Genomic DNA, 16733 nt, shown 5'->3' on the forward strand with positions numbered 1-16733 from the left:
CGGCTCCCAAAGTGAACCTGGCAGTCTAGCCTTTCTTGAAACCGGTCGTCAGCCAGATGCCGGTCAGAATTAACGCAATTCCGAAAAAATGGTAGGCCCTGGGCACTTCCCCGAGGAAGAGCGTGGCCAGGATAGTGCTGAAGGCCGGCATCAGATGGATGAACAGGCCTGCCCGGGAAGCCCCCACTTCACCGACTGCCCGATTGTAGAAAACATAGCCCAGAAAGGCCGGAAAGATCCCGGTGTACGCCACACCAGCAAGGGCCGAGGGCGTCAGCTGCAAGTGTGCACCGGACGCCAGCTCCCACCACGCCAGCGGCGCCAGCACCATCAGACCGATCACCGTCAGGGTTGCCAACAGGGCCATGGGGTGCAGACCGGCAGGCCGCCAGCGCAGACCCAGAGTGTAAAGCGCCCAGGAAAGCACCGCTGCCAGCATCCAAAGATCACCGACATTGAGGCTCAGGCCCGCCAGCACCGCCAGATCACCGCGGCTGACGATGGCCATCACTCCAACGAAAGATACCCCCACGCCGATGGACTCCACCAGCGTGGCCCGATGCCCCAAGCACCAGGATATGGCGATGATGGCGATGGGGATGAAGGAGTTGAGCAACGCCGCATTGGTTGCGGTGGTATGCACCAGTGCCACGTACGCCAGGGTGTTGTATGCACCAACCCCCAGCACCCCGAGCACTGCCAGAACGCCCCACTGCTTATGGGTCATGTTCCGCAAAGCCTTGAGATGGGGCCAGGCGAAAGGCAGGGTCAATAGAAGGGCAAGGCTCCAGCGCGCAAAAGCGAGGCTCATCGGAGGGACTGCGTCTCGCAGGCCACGTCCCACCACCATGTTGCCCGACCAGAACAGAACGGTCAGCGTCAGCAGCAGGTAGGGATGAAGCAGGGCTCGAGGCAAACGATGCGCGGACATGGAGGACTGCCTTGGGCGGGATGGCCCCGGATTATGGGGGAGGTTCTGCAAGCCTGCGCTTGGGATCAACCCGTATGAGCGGCCTGGGAAGGGCGCTAAAAGTTGTTCAGGGTTTGTTCTTGTATTTTTCTTTATATATATAAGTTCATGTTAACTGTGTACCCGCATTTTCTGTGGATAAGTATATATTTCCTTTTTAAAACAGTATTTTGATTTCTGTAGAAAGCTCTGGAAAAGGGGGCTGGGAAGAGTTGGACGGTTTGGGGACGATTCCTGGAGTCCCGGCTGGAAGTCTGTTTGTCCACATTTTCTCCGGCGCTTTCCCCGGGTACTTGTACACAGCGCCCGGGTCGGTGAAGGGATGTTCACGGATCTGCCAGGGTCGGGGTTGCAACTGTCGAAGGCTTTCAGAGGGGGGGCCGTTTTTCTCTTCCCCGGGGTTTCCCCCTCAAGCTGTGCTTCAAGGAGCGGGTTTCTCTGTTTTGTTTACTGTTTTTGTTTACATATAAGTACTGTTAACTATATAGCTCGGCACTTTTCTGTGGATAACAGGGCTATTCTCTTTTTTTTCATGAAGATAGCCAGTTCATAAAGCTGTCGGTGAAGGCCCGGTCAGGCTGTGTGGTGATTGTTGAGCAAATTTGCCCTCGATTCGACCAACGGCTTTGTGCACAATTTGCCCGACCTTTCTACCCCAACTTATCCCCAATTTTGACCAGCGAACTCCAGCCATCCGGTCTTCCCACCGCTCCGGCACCCTGCTGGGACATCTTCTGCCCCGTTGTGGACAATTTCGGAGACATCGGTGTCTGCTGGCGTCTGGCCCGCCAGCTGGTTGTCGAACATGGACTCGCCGTTCGTCTGTGGGTGGATGAGCTGAAAAGTGCACGTCGTCTGATCCCAACCCTGGATCCGCAAGCAGCCTGCCAGCACGTGGACGGCGTGGAGATTCGCCACTGGGTTGAACCCCTCGTCGCGGTGCCGCCGGGTGAAGTGGTGATTGCTGCGTTTGCCGGCAATCTGCCGGACAGCTTCCTGACGGCGATGGCCCGCTGTGTGCCGCGTCCCCGCTGGATCAACCTTGAATACCTGAGCGCCGAGTCCTGGGTTGCCGGCTGTCACGGCCTGCCTTCACCCCATCCGGCCCTGCCCCTGGTGCAGCACTTCTTCTTTCCCGGCCTGGATGGCAGTACCGGAGGGCTGTTGCGGGAGGTTGATCTGGCGGCCCGGCGCGGTCGGTTCTCGGAGGATGCCTTTCGCCGTTTCTTCGGCCTGCCGCCACGGGAGCCCGGCCAGTGCTTGGTGTCGCTGTTTTCGTATGAGAATCCGGGCCTCGGGGAGTTGTTGGGGATCTGGGCGCAGGGGATGCGGCAGGTGCTGTGTCTGGTGCCGGAAGGGAGGGTTCTTCCTGAAGTGGCAGCCTGGTTCGGGGTGAGTGGCCTGCAGCCTGGTGACCGGATCCGAAAGGGCAATCTCACTGTCACGGTTCTGCCCTTCGTCGAACAGTCCCGTTACGACGAACTCCTGTGGGCCTGCGATGTGAATTTCGTCCGTGGTGAAGATTCTTTCGTACGCGCCCAGTGGGCCGAAGCGCCTTTTGTGTGGCACATCTATGCGCAGCAGGACGACGCACATCTTGAAAAGCTGGATGCGTTCATGGCGCACTATCTGGCGGGGGTGAGCCCCTCCGTGGCCTGCGCCGTGGAGGACTTTTGGCGTGCTTGGAATGGTGGCGAAGGTGTGGGTGCCTGCTGGCCTGCTTTCGAAGCGGCTCTGCCGGCGTTGGCGCGTCATGCGTCGACGTGGTCGGTACAGTTGCAGGCCGCCGGTGACCTTGCCGGGAATCTGGTGCGATTTTGTAAAGTTGAGATAGAATAATCAGTTACCTATTCACCGTGGCCCGTGCCGCGCAATCTTCAGCAAGCAGGAAAAAGCATGAAAACCGCAATGGAACTCCGCTCCGGCAACGTGATCATGGTGGGTGCCGACCCCCTGGTGGTCCAGAAGGCCGAGTACAACAAGTCCGGTCGCAACGCCGCTGTCGTCAAGATGAAGCTCAAGAACCTGCTCACCGGTGCGCCGTCCGAGTCGGTTTACAAGGCTGACGACAAGTTCGAAATCGTGGTTCTCGATCGCAAGGAAGTGACTTATTCCTACTTTGCTGACCCGATGTACGTGTTCATGGACGCCGAGTACGAGCAGTACGAGGTCGAAGCCGAGAACATGACCGACGCGCTCAAGTACCTGATCGACGGCATGCCTTGCGAAGTGGTGTTCTACAACGGCAAGGCCATTTCCGTGGATCTGCCGACCACCGTGATCCGTGAAGTTGAATACACCGAACCCGCCGTCAAGGGCGATACCTCTGGCAAGGTTCTGAAGCCGGCCCGCATTGCGCCGAGCGGCTTCGAGCTGTCTGTTCCGGCTTTCGTTGAAATCGGCGACAAGATCGAGATCGATACGCGTACCGACGAGTATCGCAACCGGGTCAAGTAAGCCGTCCCCAAAAGACAAGCAAGGTCTTCCGGGGCCTTGTGGCCTTTTGTTGCGGTCGTCATCCTTTTGCAGTCTGCGGCGTTGTATGCAGCATGTCTGCCCAGGCGGACGGAGTTTCCCCAAGGTTCAACCCCTTTTGATAACCACCCAGTTGGAGAGTCATTCATGAATACCCGTTCCCTCGCCCTCGCCGCCCTCATCGCCCTTGGCCTGGCTGCCTGTTCCAAGAAGGAAGAAGCACCTGCTCCGGCGCCCGCGCCCGTTGTTGATGCTGCCAAGGAAGCTGCCGATAAGGCTGAAGAGGCTGCCAAGCAGGCTGCTGAAGCCACCAAGGACGCTGCTGGCGCTGCGAAGGAAGCGGGCAAGGAAGCCGTTGAGGCTACCAAGGAAGCTGGCAAGGAAGCTGTTGAAGCCACCAAGGATGCGGCCAAGGATGCCGTTTCCGCCGCCAAGGAAGCAGCTGGCGCTGCCAAGGAAGCCGGTAAGGAAGCCGTTGCTGCCACCGCCGATGCGGCCAAGGATGCGGCTGACAAGGCCAAGGCTGCTGTCGGCAAGTAATTCCCCGTCAGCCGTTTTTCCCGAACCGGGCCCTGCGCCCGGTTTTTCGTTGACCCCCCGGGTTTCTGTCATGGCTCTCAAATCCACCATATTCCGTGCTTCCCTTTCCATTTCCGATCTGGATCGGGGTTACTTTTCCGAGCACAGCCTGACCATCGCCCGCCATCCGTCTGAGACCGATGAGCGCATGATGGTCCGCGTGCTGGCCTTTGCGCTGCATGCGACGGAGCACCTGGAGTTCGGTCGCGGAATTTCCAGCGATGATGAGCCGGCCCTGTGGAACAAGGACGACACCGGGCGCATCCTGCAGTGGATCGAGGTGGGTTTGCCTGACGAACGTCTGTTGCGCCGAGCTGCCGGGCGGGCAGATGAGGTGGTTGTGCTGGCTTATGGCGGGCGAGTTGTGGATATCTGGTGGCAGAAGGATGCTGCCACCCTGGGCAAGCTGAACAACTTGCGGGTATTGGCCGTGGCCCAGGAGGATTCCCGGGCCCTGGCTGCCCTGGCCGAGCGTTCCATGACTCTCAGCTGCACCATCCAGGATGGGCAGATCTGGTTCTCGGCCGGTGAGACGACCCTCAGTCTGCAGCTCCAGCCAGTTCATCCCGCACTCTGACGGGATAACTGCGCCGATTCATGACATGAGGCTTGAAGAGTGGCGAATAATGCGCTCTCCGGCCAGACCCTCAGTTGCCGGGCCTATTGATCCCATAGAGGAGAGTCCGCATGTCATCGTTGCTCCAATCCGAGTCCCTGACGGGTGTCAGCCGTCGTCAGTTTATTGGCACATCCATTGGTATCCTGAGCGCCACGGCGCTAGGGGTCTTGGCCCGGCCGGTCCAGGCTGCCAGCCCCATCCTGCTTCCTGCTCTGCCCTGGGCCGACTCCGCCTTGGCGCCGGTAATCTCGGCCAACACCATCGGCTTTCACTACGGCAAGCACCACAAGGGTTATGTGGATAACCTGAACCGCCTGCTAGCAGGGTCGGATCTGGCTGATCTTTCCCTTGAGAAGATCGTTGCTGCCACGGCCGGCAAGGCCGACAAGACGGCCATCTTCAACAATGCGGCGCAGATCTGGAATCACAGCTTCTACTGGAACAGTCTGCGGCCGAATGGTGGTGGTGAACCGCCAGCGGCGTTGAAGAAACGGATCGAAGCTTCCTTCGGAAGCGTGGACGCCTTGAAGAAGGAGCTGGCAACTGCGGCGACATCCCAATTCGGTAGTGGTTGGGCCTGGCTGGTTGCCGACGGCGACAAGCTCAAGGTGATCAGGACCGCCAATGCCGATCTGCCCCAGACGGTCGGCCTCAAGCCGCTGCTGACCATTGATGTGTGGGAGCACGCCTACTATCTGGATTACCAGAACCGGCGTGCCGACTATGTCAATGCGCTGATCGACAAGCTCCTCAACTGGGAGTTTGCCCAGCAAAACCTGGGCTGATTGTGCTGGGCCTGCTTACTTCCAGTCACCCCGCAAGCCTGCCACCTGCACCTGCAGGCCCGGCAGGCTGACGGTTTCAGGTGGAAGAGCGGGCCCCACCACCAGCTCTATCCTGTTGAACAAGCCGCGCCGCAGGGGCCGGCTCAGGGCCGGGCCATCCTTGCGTGAGAACATGCTGCCCCACAGGCCGCGCAGGGCCATGGGGATGACCGGTACCGGGTTGGTTTCCAGGATGCGGGCGATGCCGGGACGGAAGGGGCACAGCTCTCCATCAGCGGTGATCTTTCCTTCCGGAAAGAGGCCGATCAGCTCTCCGGCAGCCAAGGCTGCCGAGACTTCTGCAAATGCTGCCTCCATCATTGCCGGGTCTTCCTTGGCGGGGGCGATGGGGATGGCCTGGCTGTGACGGAAGACGAAGGACAGCACTGGCCAGCGGAAGATGCGGTGGTCCATCACGAAGCGGATCGGTCGGCGGGAGGCTGCGGCGATCACTAGCGCATCGACAAAGCTCACGTGGTTGCAGACGATCACGGCCGGTCCTTCGGAGGGGATGTGTGCCAGCCCTTCGGTGCGCAGACGATAGACCGTATGGACCAGCAGCCAGACGATGAAACGCAGCAAGAATTCCGGCACCAGCCGGTAGATGTAGAAGGCCACCGCTGCGTTCATGATGGCGGCCACGCCGAACAGCATGGGCATGGACAGCCCGGTGCTGAGCAGCGCACCGGCAACCAGGGCGCCAACCACCATGAACAGCGCATTGAGGATGTTGTTGGCAGCGATCACCCGTGCCCGGTGTCCAGGTGCCGAGCGGCTCTGCATCATGGCGTAGAGGGGCACGATGAAGAAGCCTCCGAACACGCCGAGCATGGTCAGGGCCAGCAGAACCCGCAGCATGCCGGGTTGCACCAGGACCTCACCGATGGCCAGCGGTGCGCCGGCCGGCAGGGTACCCGGAGAAGCCAGGGCGATGTCGAGCCCGAACAGGGTGAGGCCGATGGAGCCGAAGGGCACCAGACCGATTTCCACATGGCCGCCGGAGAGCTTCTCGCACAGCAGCGAACCCAGGCCGATACCTACCGTGAAGGTCGCCAGCAGCAGGGTGACCGTGCCTTCTCCGCCTCCCAGCACGCCCTTGGCGTAGGCCGGAAACTGGGCCAGGAACAGGGCGCCATAGAGCCAGAACCAGGAAATGCCGAGGATGGCCAGGAACACCGGTCGGTTCTCCCGGGCAAAGCCGATGTTGCGCCAGGTTTCGGTGAAGGGATTGGGGTTGACGCGCAGGTCTGGGGCTGGTGCTGGAGCTGGCGGTACGCCCCGGCTGGTCAAGTATCCGGCAAACGCTACCAGGATTCCACCTCCGGCAATCCACAGGTCACCGTGCGGTGCACCGGCAAGCAGGCCGCCGCACAGGGTTCCCAGCAGAATCGCCACAAAGGTGCCGGCCTCCACCAGCGCATTGCCGCCCACCAGTTCATCTTCGTGCAGATGTTGTGGCAGCAGGGCGTACTTGACCGGACCAAACAGGGTTGAGTGGCAGCCGAGCAGGAACAGGGCGCCGAACAGTACAGCGAGGCTGTGGATGAGGAAGCCGGCGAGGGCCACGACCATGATGCCGATCTCCAGCACCTTGACCAGGCGGGTCAGGCGGGCCTTGTCGTACTTGTCGGCAAGCTGACCTGCCGAGGCCGAGAACAGGAAGAAGGGCAGGATGAAGATCCCCGCTGCCAGATTGGCCAGCAGTGCTGGGGCGATTGTCGTCCAGCTGGCCGCCTGGAAGGTGAGCAGCACCACCAGAGCGTTCTTGAACAGGTTGTCGTTGAAGGCGCCCAGAAACTGGGTCAGGAAGAAGGGACGGAAGCGCCTTTCTCCGAGCAGGTGAAACTGGGACGGAGGAGCGTCCTTGGCGTGATCCGGCGGGGCACTCATGCAGGTTTCCGATCAAAGAAGTTGCGCGTTTCAAAAACGCTTCGGGCAAAGTGCCGCTGTCCCGAGCGCAGGTGGCGCTTGAGAACGAAGTCGAAGAGCAGAGGATTGTGCTCGCGGAGGGTTTCCAGCACCGGCACTGCAGCCGGATCGAGGAGTCTTTCGCGGGCCAGCTGGCGGGCTGATACCAGGGGCAGGATACCGGGCAGCGGGTAATCGGTACCGAAGAGCAGGCGCGGGTGCCAGTCTTCCTGCTCAAGGAGGTGACGGATGATGCCCACATCCCGATTGCGCAGATTGATGGCGGAAATGTCGCCATACAGCAATCCGGCATAGTGCTGCTCACCCATCAGGCGTGCGAACAGGCTGAAGCTGGATACCCGGGGGCCGTTGCGTCCCCGGTCTTCATCCTGGTCCTCGCCGAGGCTGGCGCAGTGGGCTATCACCACGCGCACTCCATGATCAAGGGCCCGGCGCAGGCGCAGGGGGTTGCCCCAGGCAGGCTGGCCGGCGCCATGGACAGCTTTCTCCTCACCAGCATGGGTGATCAGCGGCATGCCGAGCCGGGCCATCGCCGTGTAGAAGCGGTCGCAGGCAGGCGAGGCCGGATCGATGCCCATCGCTGGTGGCAGCCACTTGACGGCACGTGCCCCATCGCGGACTGCGCCTTCCAGGGCTTCGACGCAGTCTGGCCGGTAGGGATGGATGGAGCAGACCCACTCAAAATAGGCCGGATTGGCCCGGGCCACATCCCGGGCATACGCATCGGGAACATGGAAAGCGGTGAGTTCGGGATGCGGCCGCCCGTGCGCATCATGGGTGCGCTCGAAGGCCAGCAGTATCAGCTTGAAGCCCGTCTGCATGCCGTCGGCCAGATTGTGGAGACGCTCCACATAGCTCTGGTCCACCCGCCCGGGGGCCTCGTGGGCGCAGCCGGCGTTGAGGTAGAAGAGCCGCTGGAAATACTCGGTGGGGTGCAGCGGACTGAGCATGCGCGGGGTGATGGTGACGCCGCTGCCTCCGTCACCGATACCGGCCAGGTGGGCGTGACAGTCCCACACCCGGGCAGGATCGAGCCCTTCCCAGGCTGCGCGGACGACGTCGTGAGCAGCGATATCCGGGGGCAGGCTGGCTCGGCAGGGGTTCCACAGGCTTCGTCGGGCAAGGGCGGTGCCACCCGCACCAAGCAGTGCTGCCGTTGCGGTGCTGCCGAGGATGAAGTGGCGGCGCTTCATGATGGGGACGCAGTTTTCCGGTCGAGGTGGAGAAAGCCTGCCCAAGCGCTCAATCCGAGAAGAAATCCGGCAAGGTGGGCCTGCCAGGTGGTGGCGATGCCCACAGGCAGGAGCGGTGATGGGGTTCCGGAAATGGCGTCGAATGCCAGCTTTGCGCCCCAGGCCAGTGCCGCGATACGGCCGATCATGCCGCCATCGATTGCCACGCCGACCACCAGCACGGCGACAAGTCCGGACATTCCGCGGTAAGTCTGTAGTTCGGGCAGCAGGCTCAGCAGGACCAGGGACAACAGCGGGGCGGCAAGGGGCAATAGTGCCAGCCAGCGCCGCAGGGGCTTTCCGGCAATCACCATGAGTGCGGCGACAGCAGCGAGGTTGCCGATCAGATGCAGGTTCGACCAATGGCACAACTGGCCGGTCCAGAGGCGCCAGATTTCGCCACCTGTGATGGCCGCGCGGTCAAACTGCATGCTCTCACCTGGCATCAGGTTGGCAAGGGCGAACAGGCTGACCAACAGTGCCAGGAGCAGTCGCTCAGCTGGCACGCAGCCTCCGGGCCAGCACAAATGCTGCGGCGAGTCCGAGCAGGCCGAGCCCGGCCAGGTCCATGCTGCCACCCCCTTTGTACTCGGGCTTATGGACGATTCTTGCAACCTTCTGCTCCTTGGCTCTGGTCCTGAAGGCTTCGAGCTGGGCATCGAGGCGTGGAATCATCTCGTCGATGGCTTGCCGGTAGCCTTCCGTTCGTGCTTCCCGGGAGGCTTCGGACAACTTGACCAGTGCCGAGCTTCCCTTGATCTGACTTGTTCCAGGGGCGCGGAATAGCAGGTTGCGGCTCTTCACATCGAAGACGGTGGCATCCACCAGAGTGCTTACGTCGTACTGGTTGCCGTTGATCACATAGGCGCCGACGATGGTCCAGTACAGCAGGGACAGGCGGTTGCTGTCACTGAATTGGACCTGATCGTAGGAGATCAGGGTCACCACGTCCACGTTGAACATCCGGGCGGCCTGCTCCAGATTCTCGAAGCCCCCTTTGGGGCGCAAGTAGGCCGTAGGGATGACCTCGATGGCGGAGATGTAGGGGCGGTTGGCAAAGGCGTCCTTGACCCGGCGCAGCAGGCGATCACGCTCTAGCTCCGGCAGATCTGCATAACGGTCGCCAGGGACAAAGGCGATGCCGACACGTAGGGGGAGGCTCAGCTCCGGCACACTTGGTGTGAGTTCGGGTTGCTGGTTTTTCGGGTAGAGGTAGTCAACCACCATGCCGCGCTGGGCTTGGTTACCGCGTTCCCACCACATGGCACAGCCGGCCAGCAGGGAAGATGCGAGAAGAATGGCGATGAGGGCTTTGTTGCGCATGACTGTCCTTTCCGGGATGGCTCAGGCCCTTTCGGCCCACTGCTTGAGGCTGACGTAGTCGATCTTGCCGGTACCCAATAGTGGCAGGGCATCGACTGTGATGATCCGGCGAGGTACGGCAATCTCGGGCCAGCCGCCGCTCCGGGCGGTAGCCTGGAGCTGCTCGCGATTCAGCGCCGGGTCGGTGGAGAACAGAAGGATTGTCTCGCCCCGGGCTGGGTCGGGTTGCGTGGACGCAGCGTGGGCTGCGGTCGGCGATGTGGATGCGGCGAGTTTCTCCACAGCCTCCAGGGACACCATCTCACCGGCTACCTTGGCAAAGCGCTTGACCCGCCCGACGATCTTGACGAAGCCTTCGTCGCTCAACTCCACCACATCGCCGGTCTCGTACCAGCCATCACCGGCCGGCGATGCAGGCGGCTGGAGAACGCCGGGGTTCTCGAAGCGCAGGTAGCCCGACATGAGGTTGGGACCCTTCACATGCAACATGCCGCCGGCAGCAATTCCCGGGATCGGTACCAGCTGATACTGGATGCCCGGTAGAAACTGCCCCACGGTGCCGCTGCGGAAGGCCATCGGAGTGTTCACTGCCAGCACCGGGGCGGTTTCGGTGGCGCCATAACCTTCGAAGATGCGGATCCCGAATTTTTCGAACCACAGGTCGCGTACTGGTGTGGCGAGCTTTTCGGCGCCAGCGATCACGTAACGCAGACGATAGAAGTCGTATGGGTGGGCAAACTTGGCGTAGTTGCCAAGAAAGGTGCTGGTGCCGAGCAGCACTGTGCAGTTGCGGTCGTAGGCCAGTTCGGGAATCACCCGGTAGTGGAGCGGTGACGGGTAGAGGAAGACGCGCGCACCAGACAGCACCGGCAGCAGTCCGCCGGCCGTCAGGCCGAAGGAGTGGAACAGGGGAAGGGCGTTGAGAATCTTGTCGTCGATGGAGAAGTCCACCACCGCGCGGATCTGGGCTACGTTTGCCAGTAGTGCCCGGTGCGACAGCACAACACCCTTCGGCTTGCCTTCGGAGCCGGACGTGAACAGCACGACTGCAGCATCTTCCGGTGAGCCGGCCGGGAGCGCGAGTCTCGGAAAGGGCAATGCCCACAACAGCAGCCACAGCTTGTCGCTCAGACGCATCCTAGCCTGCAGCTCCTCCAGGTAGATCAGTCGCACGCCCTGCAGGGCAGGGAGCTTGTCACCCAGCTTGGCCTGCTCGACAAAGGCTTGGGAGGTGACAATGCAGCGGATCTGTGCTGCGGTGATTGCTGCCTGCATGCCCTCGACGCCAGCCGTGTAATTGAGCATGGCAGCTGTGCGCCGGTATGCCGAAAGGCCGAAGACGAGTCCCAGTGTGGGCGCCAGATTGGGCAGCAGGATCCCGACCTTCTCACTGGGCCGACTCTCCCGGGCAACCAGTCGTCCAAGGGCCAGGGCCATCTTGATCACGTCACGGTAGCTGTACTCGATCTGCTTGAGATCCTCCACCAGGGAATGACCATGACCCTGGATGTCAGCGGCATCGAGCAGGGTGGTGAATAGGGTTTGGTCCGGTCGGGTGGCGAAGATCATTTCCTGCATGAGACGACGCATGGCCTCGCCGGCCCGGCGACGCCGGTCGCGGGCCGTGGGCGCCTCGGGCATGGGAATGTGAGTGGTGGGCAATATGGAAAGACTGATTCGCGGAAAGAGACGACGTGGGACGTGGGCCGCGAGACGGGAAAAATAGGTGCGGGCTGCGCCGTCGATCCTTACCGGAAGAATCGTCGCGCCTGTTTTGGCAGCGACGAAGGCCGGGCCGTCGTAAGTCTTCATCAGGCTGCCCGTCGTGGTGATGCGACCTTCGGGGAAGATGACGACCGGGCGACCGCTCTCCAGTAGTCGGATTACCTTCTTCATGGCCATGGGGCTGGTGGGATCGACCGCGAGGTAGTCCACCAGGGAAAGAAGAAGCCGGAAAGCCGGATTGCGTACGACTCCTGTATGAACGACAAATACCGGATCAAGGGGCAGGAAGAGACCCAGCAGCAGGCCATCAAGAAAGGACTCGTGGTTGGCCACGACCAGCAGCCGTCCGCTATCTGCGGGTGGATGCCCCTTGACCTGGACCCGGAACATGAGGGAACTGAGGGTACGCAGGAGCACCTTGATGATCGATCGCATGGAAATGGCCCGGTCAGAGATAAGCGTCGAGGTAGGTGGAGACCTTTCCGAAAGCCTCCTGCAAGAAGGCTTTGTTCACATGGAAATAGATCTCCTTGCCCTCCCTTTCCGAAACGAGTACGCCGGCCTCACGCAGCACTTTCAGATGGTGGGAGACGGTTGAGCGGGCGAGGGTGGATACCTCGGCGATCTGGCCGACGTTGAGCCTCTCACCAGCCTCGAAGGTCAGCAGAATCCGCTGTCGGTGCTCATCACCAAGAGCAGCGAAGATGGCCGAAATGTCACGCCAGGTTTCGGGGATGGCCCGGGAGTAGTCATTATTCATGTCGATAATGATCGATATGTTTCCGGTATCTGTCAAGCACCAGGTCTGGCAATTTCCCTCATGCCGATGACCTGTCCAATAATGCTGCAGTGCGGCGGCGATTGACTTTGCTGCGGTTAACCCCTACTATCCACACGTTTTTCGTACGGCGGACGGCGCATTACCCGACGTGCCACGCAGAGAGCCAATGTTAAAAGCGGTATTCCTGCAGATAGGCGCGACAATTCTTGTAGCATTGGCTGCAGGATTGATTTCAGGGACGCGCGGTGCGTTGTCGGCGGCGTTGGGAGGCGCAGCCTGTGTTCTTCCCAATTTGTTGTTCGCCCTGCGCCTCAGCTTGGTTTCCAAGCGTCCGGCTGCGTCGTACCCGCTTGAGTTTTTTGTTGGCGAGTTCTTTAAGATCGCGTCAACCGTAGGATTGTTGGCGACCGTTCGACTCGTGTATCCAGACGTCCATTGGTTGGCGTTGTTTATCGGGTTGGTCGTGGCGCTGAAGGCGAATTTATTTGCATTTTTGGTGAAGACCTAACCATGAGCACTGGCACCGAAGCACACGGCCCGACCGCGGGCGAGTACATTGTCCACCACCTCACCCATCTGAACTCCACCGGTCACGCGCAAACCGCGATCATTGACTGGAGCGTTTGGAACCTCGATACCCTCTTCTTCTCGATCGGTCTCGGCATCGTTACCCTGTTGCTGCTGACTAAGGCCGCGAGCAAGGCTACGTCCGGCGTTCCCGGCCGTTTCCAGGCTGCCGTCGAAATCCTCGTCGAGATGGTTGCCGACCAGGCCAAGGGCATTGTGCACAGTGCTGAATCCCGCAAGTTCGTGGCCCCCGTGGCGCTGACCGTGTTCTTCTGGATCTTCCTGATGAACTCCATGGACTTCCTGCCGGTTGATCTGCTGCCCAAAATCTGGGCGTTGATCTCCGGTGACGAGCATGCTTACCTGCGCGTCGTGCCCACCGCCGATCTGAACGGCACCCTCGGCATGTCCATTGGTGTTCTGCTGATCTGTCTTTACTACAACATCAAGATCAAGGGCCTTGGTGGCTGGGTTCACGAACTTTTCACGGCCCCGTTCGGCTCGCACCCGCTGCTCTACCCGATCAACTTCCTCATGCAGATGATCGAGTTCCTTGCCAAGACCGTTTCCCACGGCATGCGGCTGTTCGGCAATATGTATGCTGGCGAGCTGGTCTTCATGCTGATTGCGCTGATGGGCGGTACTGCCACCGTGTTCGGTTTCCTCGGCCACATCGTTGCCGGTTCCATCTGGGCGGTCTTCCACATCCTGATCGTCGCCCTGCAGGCCTTCATCTTCATGATGCTGACCCTGGTGTACATCGGACAGGCCCACGAAAGCCACTAATTAGTTTCAAGGTTTAAGCAGTCGTTTCGGTTTCAATTTAAATCATCTCAACTAAAGGAGTAGTCATGGAACACGTTCTCGGTTTTGTTGCTCTGGCCGCCGGTCTGATCATCGGTCTGGGTGCTATTGGCGCCTGTATCGGTATCGGCATCATGGGTAGCAAGTACCTGGAAGCATCCGCCCGTCAGCCCGAACTCATGAACGCCCTGCAGACCAAGATGTTCCTGCTGGCCGGTCTGATCGATGCTGCGTTCCTGATCGGCGTCGGTATCGCCATGATGTTCGCGTTCGCCAACCCGTTCAAGATCTGAGTTTCGCGGTCCAACCTGACTAAAGGAAGACTACCGTGAATCTGAACGCAACCCTGGTAGCCCAGCTCGTTGTGTTCTTCATTCTGGCGTGGGTCACGATGAAATTCGTGTGGCCCCCCATTGTGAAGGCACTCGATGAGCGCGCGAAGAAGATCGCCGACGGGCTCGCGGCTGCGGACAAGGCGAAGAGCGATCTCGCTCATGCCGAGAAGAAAGTCGTTGAAGAGCTGCGCAAGGCACGCGAATCCGCTACGGACGTTCGTGCTTCTGCTGAAAAGCAGGCTGCAGTGTTCCTCGATGAAGCTCGCGCCGAAGCCGCCCGCATCATTGCCCAGGCCCGTGAAGCCGCCGAAGCCGAAGCTGGCGTCGCTGCCCAACGCGCCAAAGAAGCCCTGCGCGATCAGGTCGCCCATCTGGCTGTCGCCGGTGCCGAGAAGATTCTCCGCAAGGAAATCAATGCTCAGGCCCACGCCGACCTGCTGGCCAACCTGAAACAGGAACTTCAATAAGCCATGGCCGAGAATGTCACCATCGCACGCCCCTATGCTGAAGCGGCATTTCAGCTCGCTTCCGCGGGCAATGCGCTGGGGCCTTGGTCGGAAGCACTAGGTCGGCTGGCGTCCATCGCCGCCGATCCGCAAATGGGGGATTGCATCAGCGATCCCAAGCTCCAGCCTGCACAACTGGCCGGGCTTTTCCTCGAGGTCGCTGGAACCGGACTTTCTGCTGAACAGCAGAATTACGTTCGTGTTCTGGTTGAAAACGAGCGTCTGCAAGTGCTTCCCGAGATCCGTGACCTGTTCGTTGCTCTCAAGAACGAACACGAAGGTGTCAAGGAGGCGAATATCGTCTCCGCCTTCCCCATGGACGATGCCACGCTGAAAACGCTCGTTGCTGACCTGGAAGCTCGCTTCAAGGCCAAGCTCAACGTGAGCGTCAGCGTCGACCCCGAGTTGATCGGTGGGGTCAAGATCGCCGTTGGGGATGAAGTCATCGACGCCTCGGTCCGCGGCAAGCTCGCGAACATGGCCGCCGCGCTAAAGAACTAGGAGCATAAGCTATGCAACTCAACCCCTCTGAAATCAGTGACCTGATCAAGAGTCGGATTCAGAACCTGCAGCTGTCCGCGAATGCCCGCACTGAGGGTACCGTGGTCTCTGTGACCGATGGTATCTGCCGTGTTCACGGCCTTTCCGATGCCATGCAGGGCGAAATGCTGGAATTCCCCGGCAACGTTTTTGGCCTCGCCATGAACCTCGAGCGCGACTCCGTCGGCGCCGTGGTCCTTGGTGAATACGAAGGCATCTCCGAAGGCGACACCGTGAAGTGCACGGGCCGCATTCTGGAAGTTCCGGTTGGCCCGGAACTGCTTGGTCGTGTGGTCAATTCCCTTGGCCAGCCGATCGATGGCAAGGGCCCGATCAATGCCAAACTGTCCGAGCCGATCGAAAAGGTTGCTCCGGGCGTTATCTGGCGTAAATCGGTGTCCCAGCCGGTGCAAACCGGTCTGAAGTCGGTCGACTCCATGGTCCCGGTTGGCCGTGGTCAGCGTGAGCTGATCATTGGTGACCGCCAGACCGGCAAGACCGCCGTCGCCGTTGATGCCATCATCAACCAAAAGGGCGAAGGCGTTCTGTGTATCTACGTGGCAGTCGGCCAGAAGGCCTCGACGGTTGCCAACGTGGTGCGCAAGCTCGAAGAGCACGGCGCGCTGGAGTACACCATCGTCGTTGCTGCCACCGCTTCCGAGTCCGCCGCGATGCAGTACATCGCACCGTACTCCGGTTGCACCATGGGCGAATACTTCCGCGATCGCGGTCAAGACGCCCTGATCGTTTATGACGATCTGACCAAGCAAGCCTGGGCCTACCGTCAGGTTTCCCTGCTGCTGCGTCGTCCCCCGGGCCGTGAAGCCTACCCTGGCGACGTGTTCTACCTGCACTCCCGTCTGCTTGAGCGCGCAGCCCGCGTGTCTGAAGAGTACGTCGAGAAGTACACCAATGGCGAAGTCAAGGGCAAGACCGGTTCGCTGACCGCTCTCCCCGTGATCGAAACCCAAGCCGGCGACGTTTCTGCGTTCGTTCCGACTAACGTTATCTCGATTACCGACGGCCAGATCTTCCTGGAAACCGACCTCTTCAACGCTGGTATCCGTCCCGCCATCAACGCGGGTATCTCGGTGTCCCGCGTGGGTGGTGCTGCTCAGACCAAGGTCATCAAGAACCTCGGCGGCGGCGTGCGTCTGGCGCTTGCCCAGTATCGTGAACTGGCTGCGTTCGCGCAGTTCGCTTCCGATCTGGATGAAGCGACCCGCAAGCAGCTTGAGCGCGGTCGTCTTGTTACCGAGCTGATGAAGCAGCCGCAATACGCGCCGCTCAAGGTTTCGGAAATGGCGATCACGCTGTTTGCAGTCAATAAGGGTGCTTTCGACGATGTCGATGTCAAGCGTGCCCTGGCTTGCGAAGCCGCGCTGCACCAGTTCGTGAAGACCAAGGCTGCTGATCTTGTTGCCAAGATCGAGTCGAGCAAGGTTCTTGATGGCGAAGGCGAAAAGCAACTCGCTTCCGTTGTCGAAGAATTCAAGAAGAGCTGGGCTTAACGCAGGCACACGG

The 16733-nt window shown here is 60.6% G+C and carries 18 protein-coding genes; 11 read left to right on the forward strand and 7 right to left on the reverse strand.

Going from position 1 to position 16733, the window contains the following annotated elements; translation table 11 throughout:
* Positions 1–25: 25 nt before the first annotated feature.
* Positions 26–931, reverse strand: coding sequence for a DMT family transporter (locus PHI64_RS04135; RefSeq protein ID WP_299879025.1), 906 nt, complete (start codon positions 929–931; stop codon positions 26–28).
* 621 nt (positions 932–1552) lie between these two features.
* Between PHI64_RS04135 and earP the strand changes: the two genes are divergently transcribed.
* From earP to PHI64_RS04160, 5 genes are all read left to right on the forward strand, one after another.
* Positions 1553–2809, forward strand: a complete 1257-nt coding sequence (gene earP / locus PHI64_RS04140) for an elongation factor P maturation arginine rhamnosyltransferase EarP (RefSeq protein WP_299879028.1) — start codon at positions 1553–1555, stop codon at positions 2807–2809.
* Positions 2810–2866: 57 nt separating this feature from the next.
* Positions 2867–3427, forward strand: coding sequence for an elongation factor P (gene efp / locus PHI64_RS04145; RefSeq protein WP_299879031.1), 561 nt, complete (start codon positions 2867–2869; stop codon positions 3425–3427).
* A gap of 165 nt (positions 3428–3592) precedes the next feature.
* Complete coding sequence (locus PHI64_RS04150; RefSeq protein WP_299879034.1) at positions 3593–3985, forward strand: hypothetical protein; 393 nt, start codon at positions 3593–3595, stop codon at positions 3983–3985.
* Positions 3986–4055: 70 nt separating this feature from the next.
* Complete coding sequence (locus PHI64_RS04155; RefSeq protein ID WP_299879037.1) at positions 4056–4601, forward strand: YaeQ family protein; 546 nt, start codon at positions 4056–4058, stop codon at positions 4599–4601.
* A gap of 110 nt (positions 4602–4711) precedes the next feature.
* Positions 4712–5428: a superoxide dismutase gene (locus PHI64_RS04160; protein WP_299879040.1), complete on the forward strand. Its 717-nt coding sequence runs from the start codon at positions 4712–4714 to the stop codon at positions 5426–5428.
* A 15-nt stretch (positions 5429–5443) separates the two neighbouring features.
* On the opposite strand, the gene PHI64_RS04165 is transcribed toward PHI64_RS04160, so the two are convergent.
* From PHI64_RS04165 to PHI64_RS04190, 6 genes are all read right to left on the reverse strand, one after another.
* Positions 5444–7357 (reverse strand): MFS transporter, encoded by a 1914-nt coding sequence (locus PHI64_RS04165; protein ID WP_299879042.1) that lies wholly within the window; start codon positions 7355–7357, stop codon positions 5444–5446.
* Positions 7354–8589 carry an amidohydrolase family protein gene (locus PHI64_RS04170; protein WP_299879045.1) on the reverse strand — a complete coding sequence of 412 codons (1236 nt, stop codon included), beginning with the start codon at positions 8587–8589 and terminating at the stop codon, positions 7354–7356. The genes PHI64_RS04165 and PHI64_RS04170 overlap by 4 nt, the downstream gene beginning before the upstream one ends.
* Positions 8586–9059 (reverse strand): rhombosortase, encoded by a 474-nt coding sequence (gene rrtA, locus PHI64_RS04175; RefSeq protein WP_299879048.1) that lies wholly within the window; start codon positions 9057–9059, stop codon positions 8586–8588. The genes PHI64_RS04170 and rrtA overlap by 4 nt, the downstream gene beginning before the upstream one ends.
* 64 nt (positions 9060–9123) lie before the next feature.
* Positions 9124–9951 (reverse strand): rhombotarget lipoprotein, encoded by an 828-nt coding sequence (gene rhlP, locus PHI64_RS04180; protein WP_299879051.1) that lies wholly within the window; start codon positions 9949–9951, stop codon positions 9124–9126.
* 21 nt (positions 9952–9972) lie between these two features.
* Positions 9973–12111 (reverse strand): bifunctional acyl-ACP--phospholipid O-acyltransferase/long-chain-fatty-acid--ACP ligase, encoded by a 2139-nt coding sequence (aas, locus tag PHI64_RS04185; protein ID WP_299879054.1) that lies wholly within the window; start codon positions 12109–12111, stop codon positions 9973–9975.
* Positions 12112–12124: 13 nt separating this feature from the next.
* Positions 12125–12436 carry a metalloregulator ArsR/SmtB family transcription factor gene (locus PHI64_RS04190; protein ID WP_299879057.1) on the reverse strand — a complete coding sequence of 104 codons (312 nt, stop codon included), beginning with the start codon at positions 12434–12436 and terminating at the stop codon, positions 12125–12127.
* A gap of 187 nt (positions 12437–12623) precedes the next feature.
* Here PHI64_RS04190 and PHI64_RS04195 point away from each other — a divergent pair, with 187 nt between their 5' ends.
* The 6 genes from PHI64_RS04195 (at position 12624) to atpA (ending at position 16720) form a co-directional block, all read left to right on the forward strand.
* Positions 12624–12965 (forward strand): ATP synthase subunit I, encoded by a 342-nt coding sequence (locus PHI64_RS04195; protein ID WP_296407679.1) that lies wholly within the window; start codon positions 12624–12626, stop codon positions 12963–12965.
* A gap of 2 nt (positions 12966–12967) precedes the next feature.
* A complete protein-coding gene (gene atpB, locus PHI64_RS04200; RefSeq protein WP_299879061.1) occupies positions 12968–13810 on the forward strand; it encodes a F0F1 ATP synthase subunit A in 843 nt (280 codons plus the stop codon).
* A 65-nt stretch (positions 13811–13875) separates the two neighbouring features.
* Positions 13876–14121, forward strand: a complete 246-nt coding sequence (atpE, locus tag PHI64_RS04205; protein ID WP_079434620.1) for a F0F1 ATP synthase subunit C — start codon at positions 13876–13878, stop codon at positions 14119–14121.
* Positions 14122–14156: 35 nt separating this feature from the next.
* Positions 14157–14630, forward strand: coding sequence for a F0F1 ATP synthase subunit B (locus tag PHI64_RS04210; protein WP_296407674.1), 474 nt, complete (start codon positions 14157–14159; stop codon positions 14628–14630).
* A gap of 3 nt (positions 14631–14633) precedes the next feature.
* Positions 14634–15170, forward strand: coding sequence for a F0F1 ATP synthase subunit delta (locus PHI64_RS04215; protein ID WP_299879064.1), 537 nt, complete (start codon positions 14634–14636; stop codon positions 15168–15170).
* Between the two features lie 11 nt (positions 15171–15181).
* Complete coding sequence (gene atpA / locus PHI64_RS04220; RefSeq protein ID WP_299879067.1) at positions 15182–16720, forward strand: F0F1 ATP synthase subunit alpha; 1539 nt, start codon at positions 15182–15184, stop codon at positions 16718–16720.
* Positions 16721–16733: the final 13 nt, after the last annotated feature.

It is taken from the genome of Zoogloea sp. (assembly GCF_028689785.1).
Lineage (GTDB): Bacteria > Pseudomonadota > Gammaproteobacteria > Burkholderiales > Rhodocyclaceae > Zoogloea.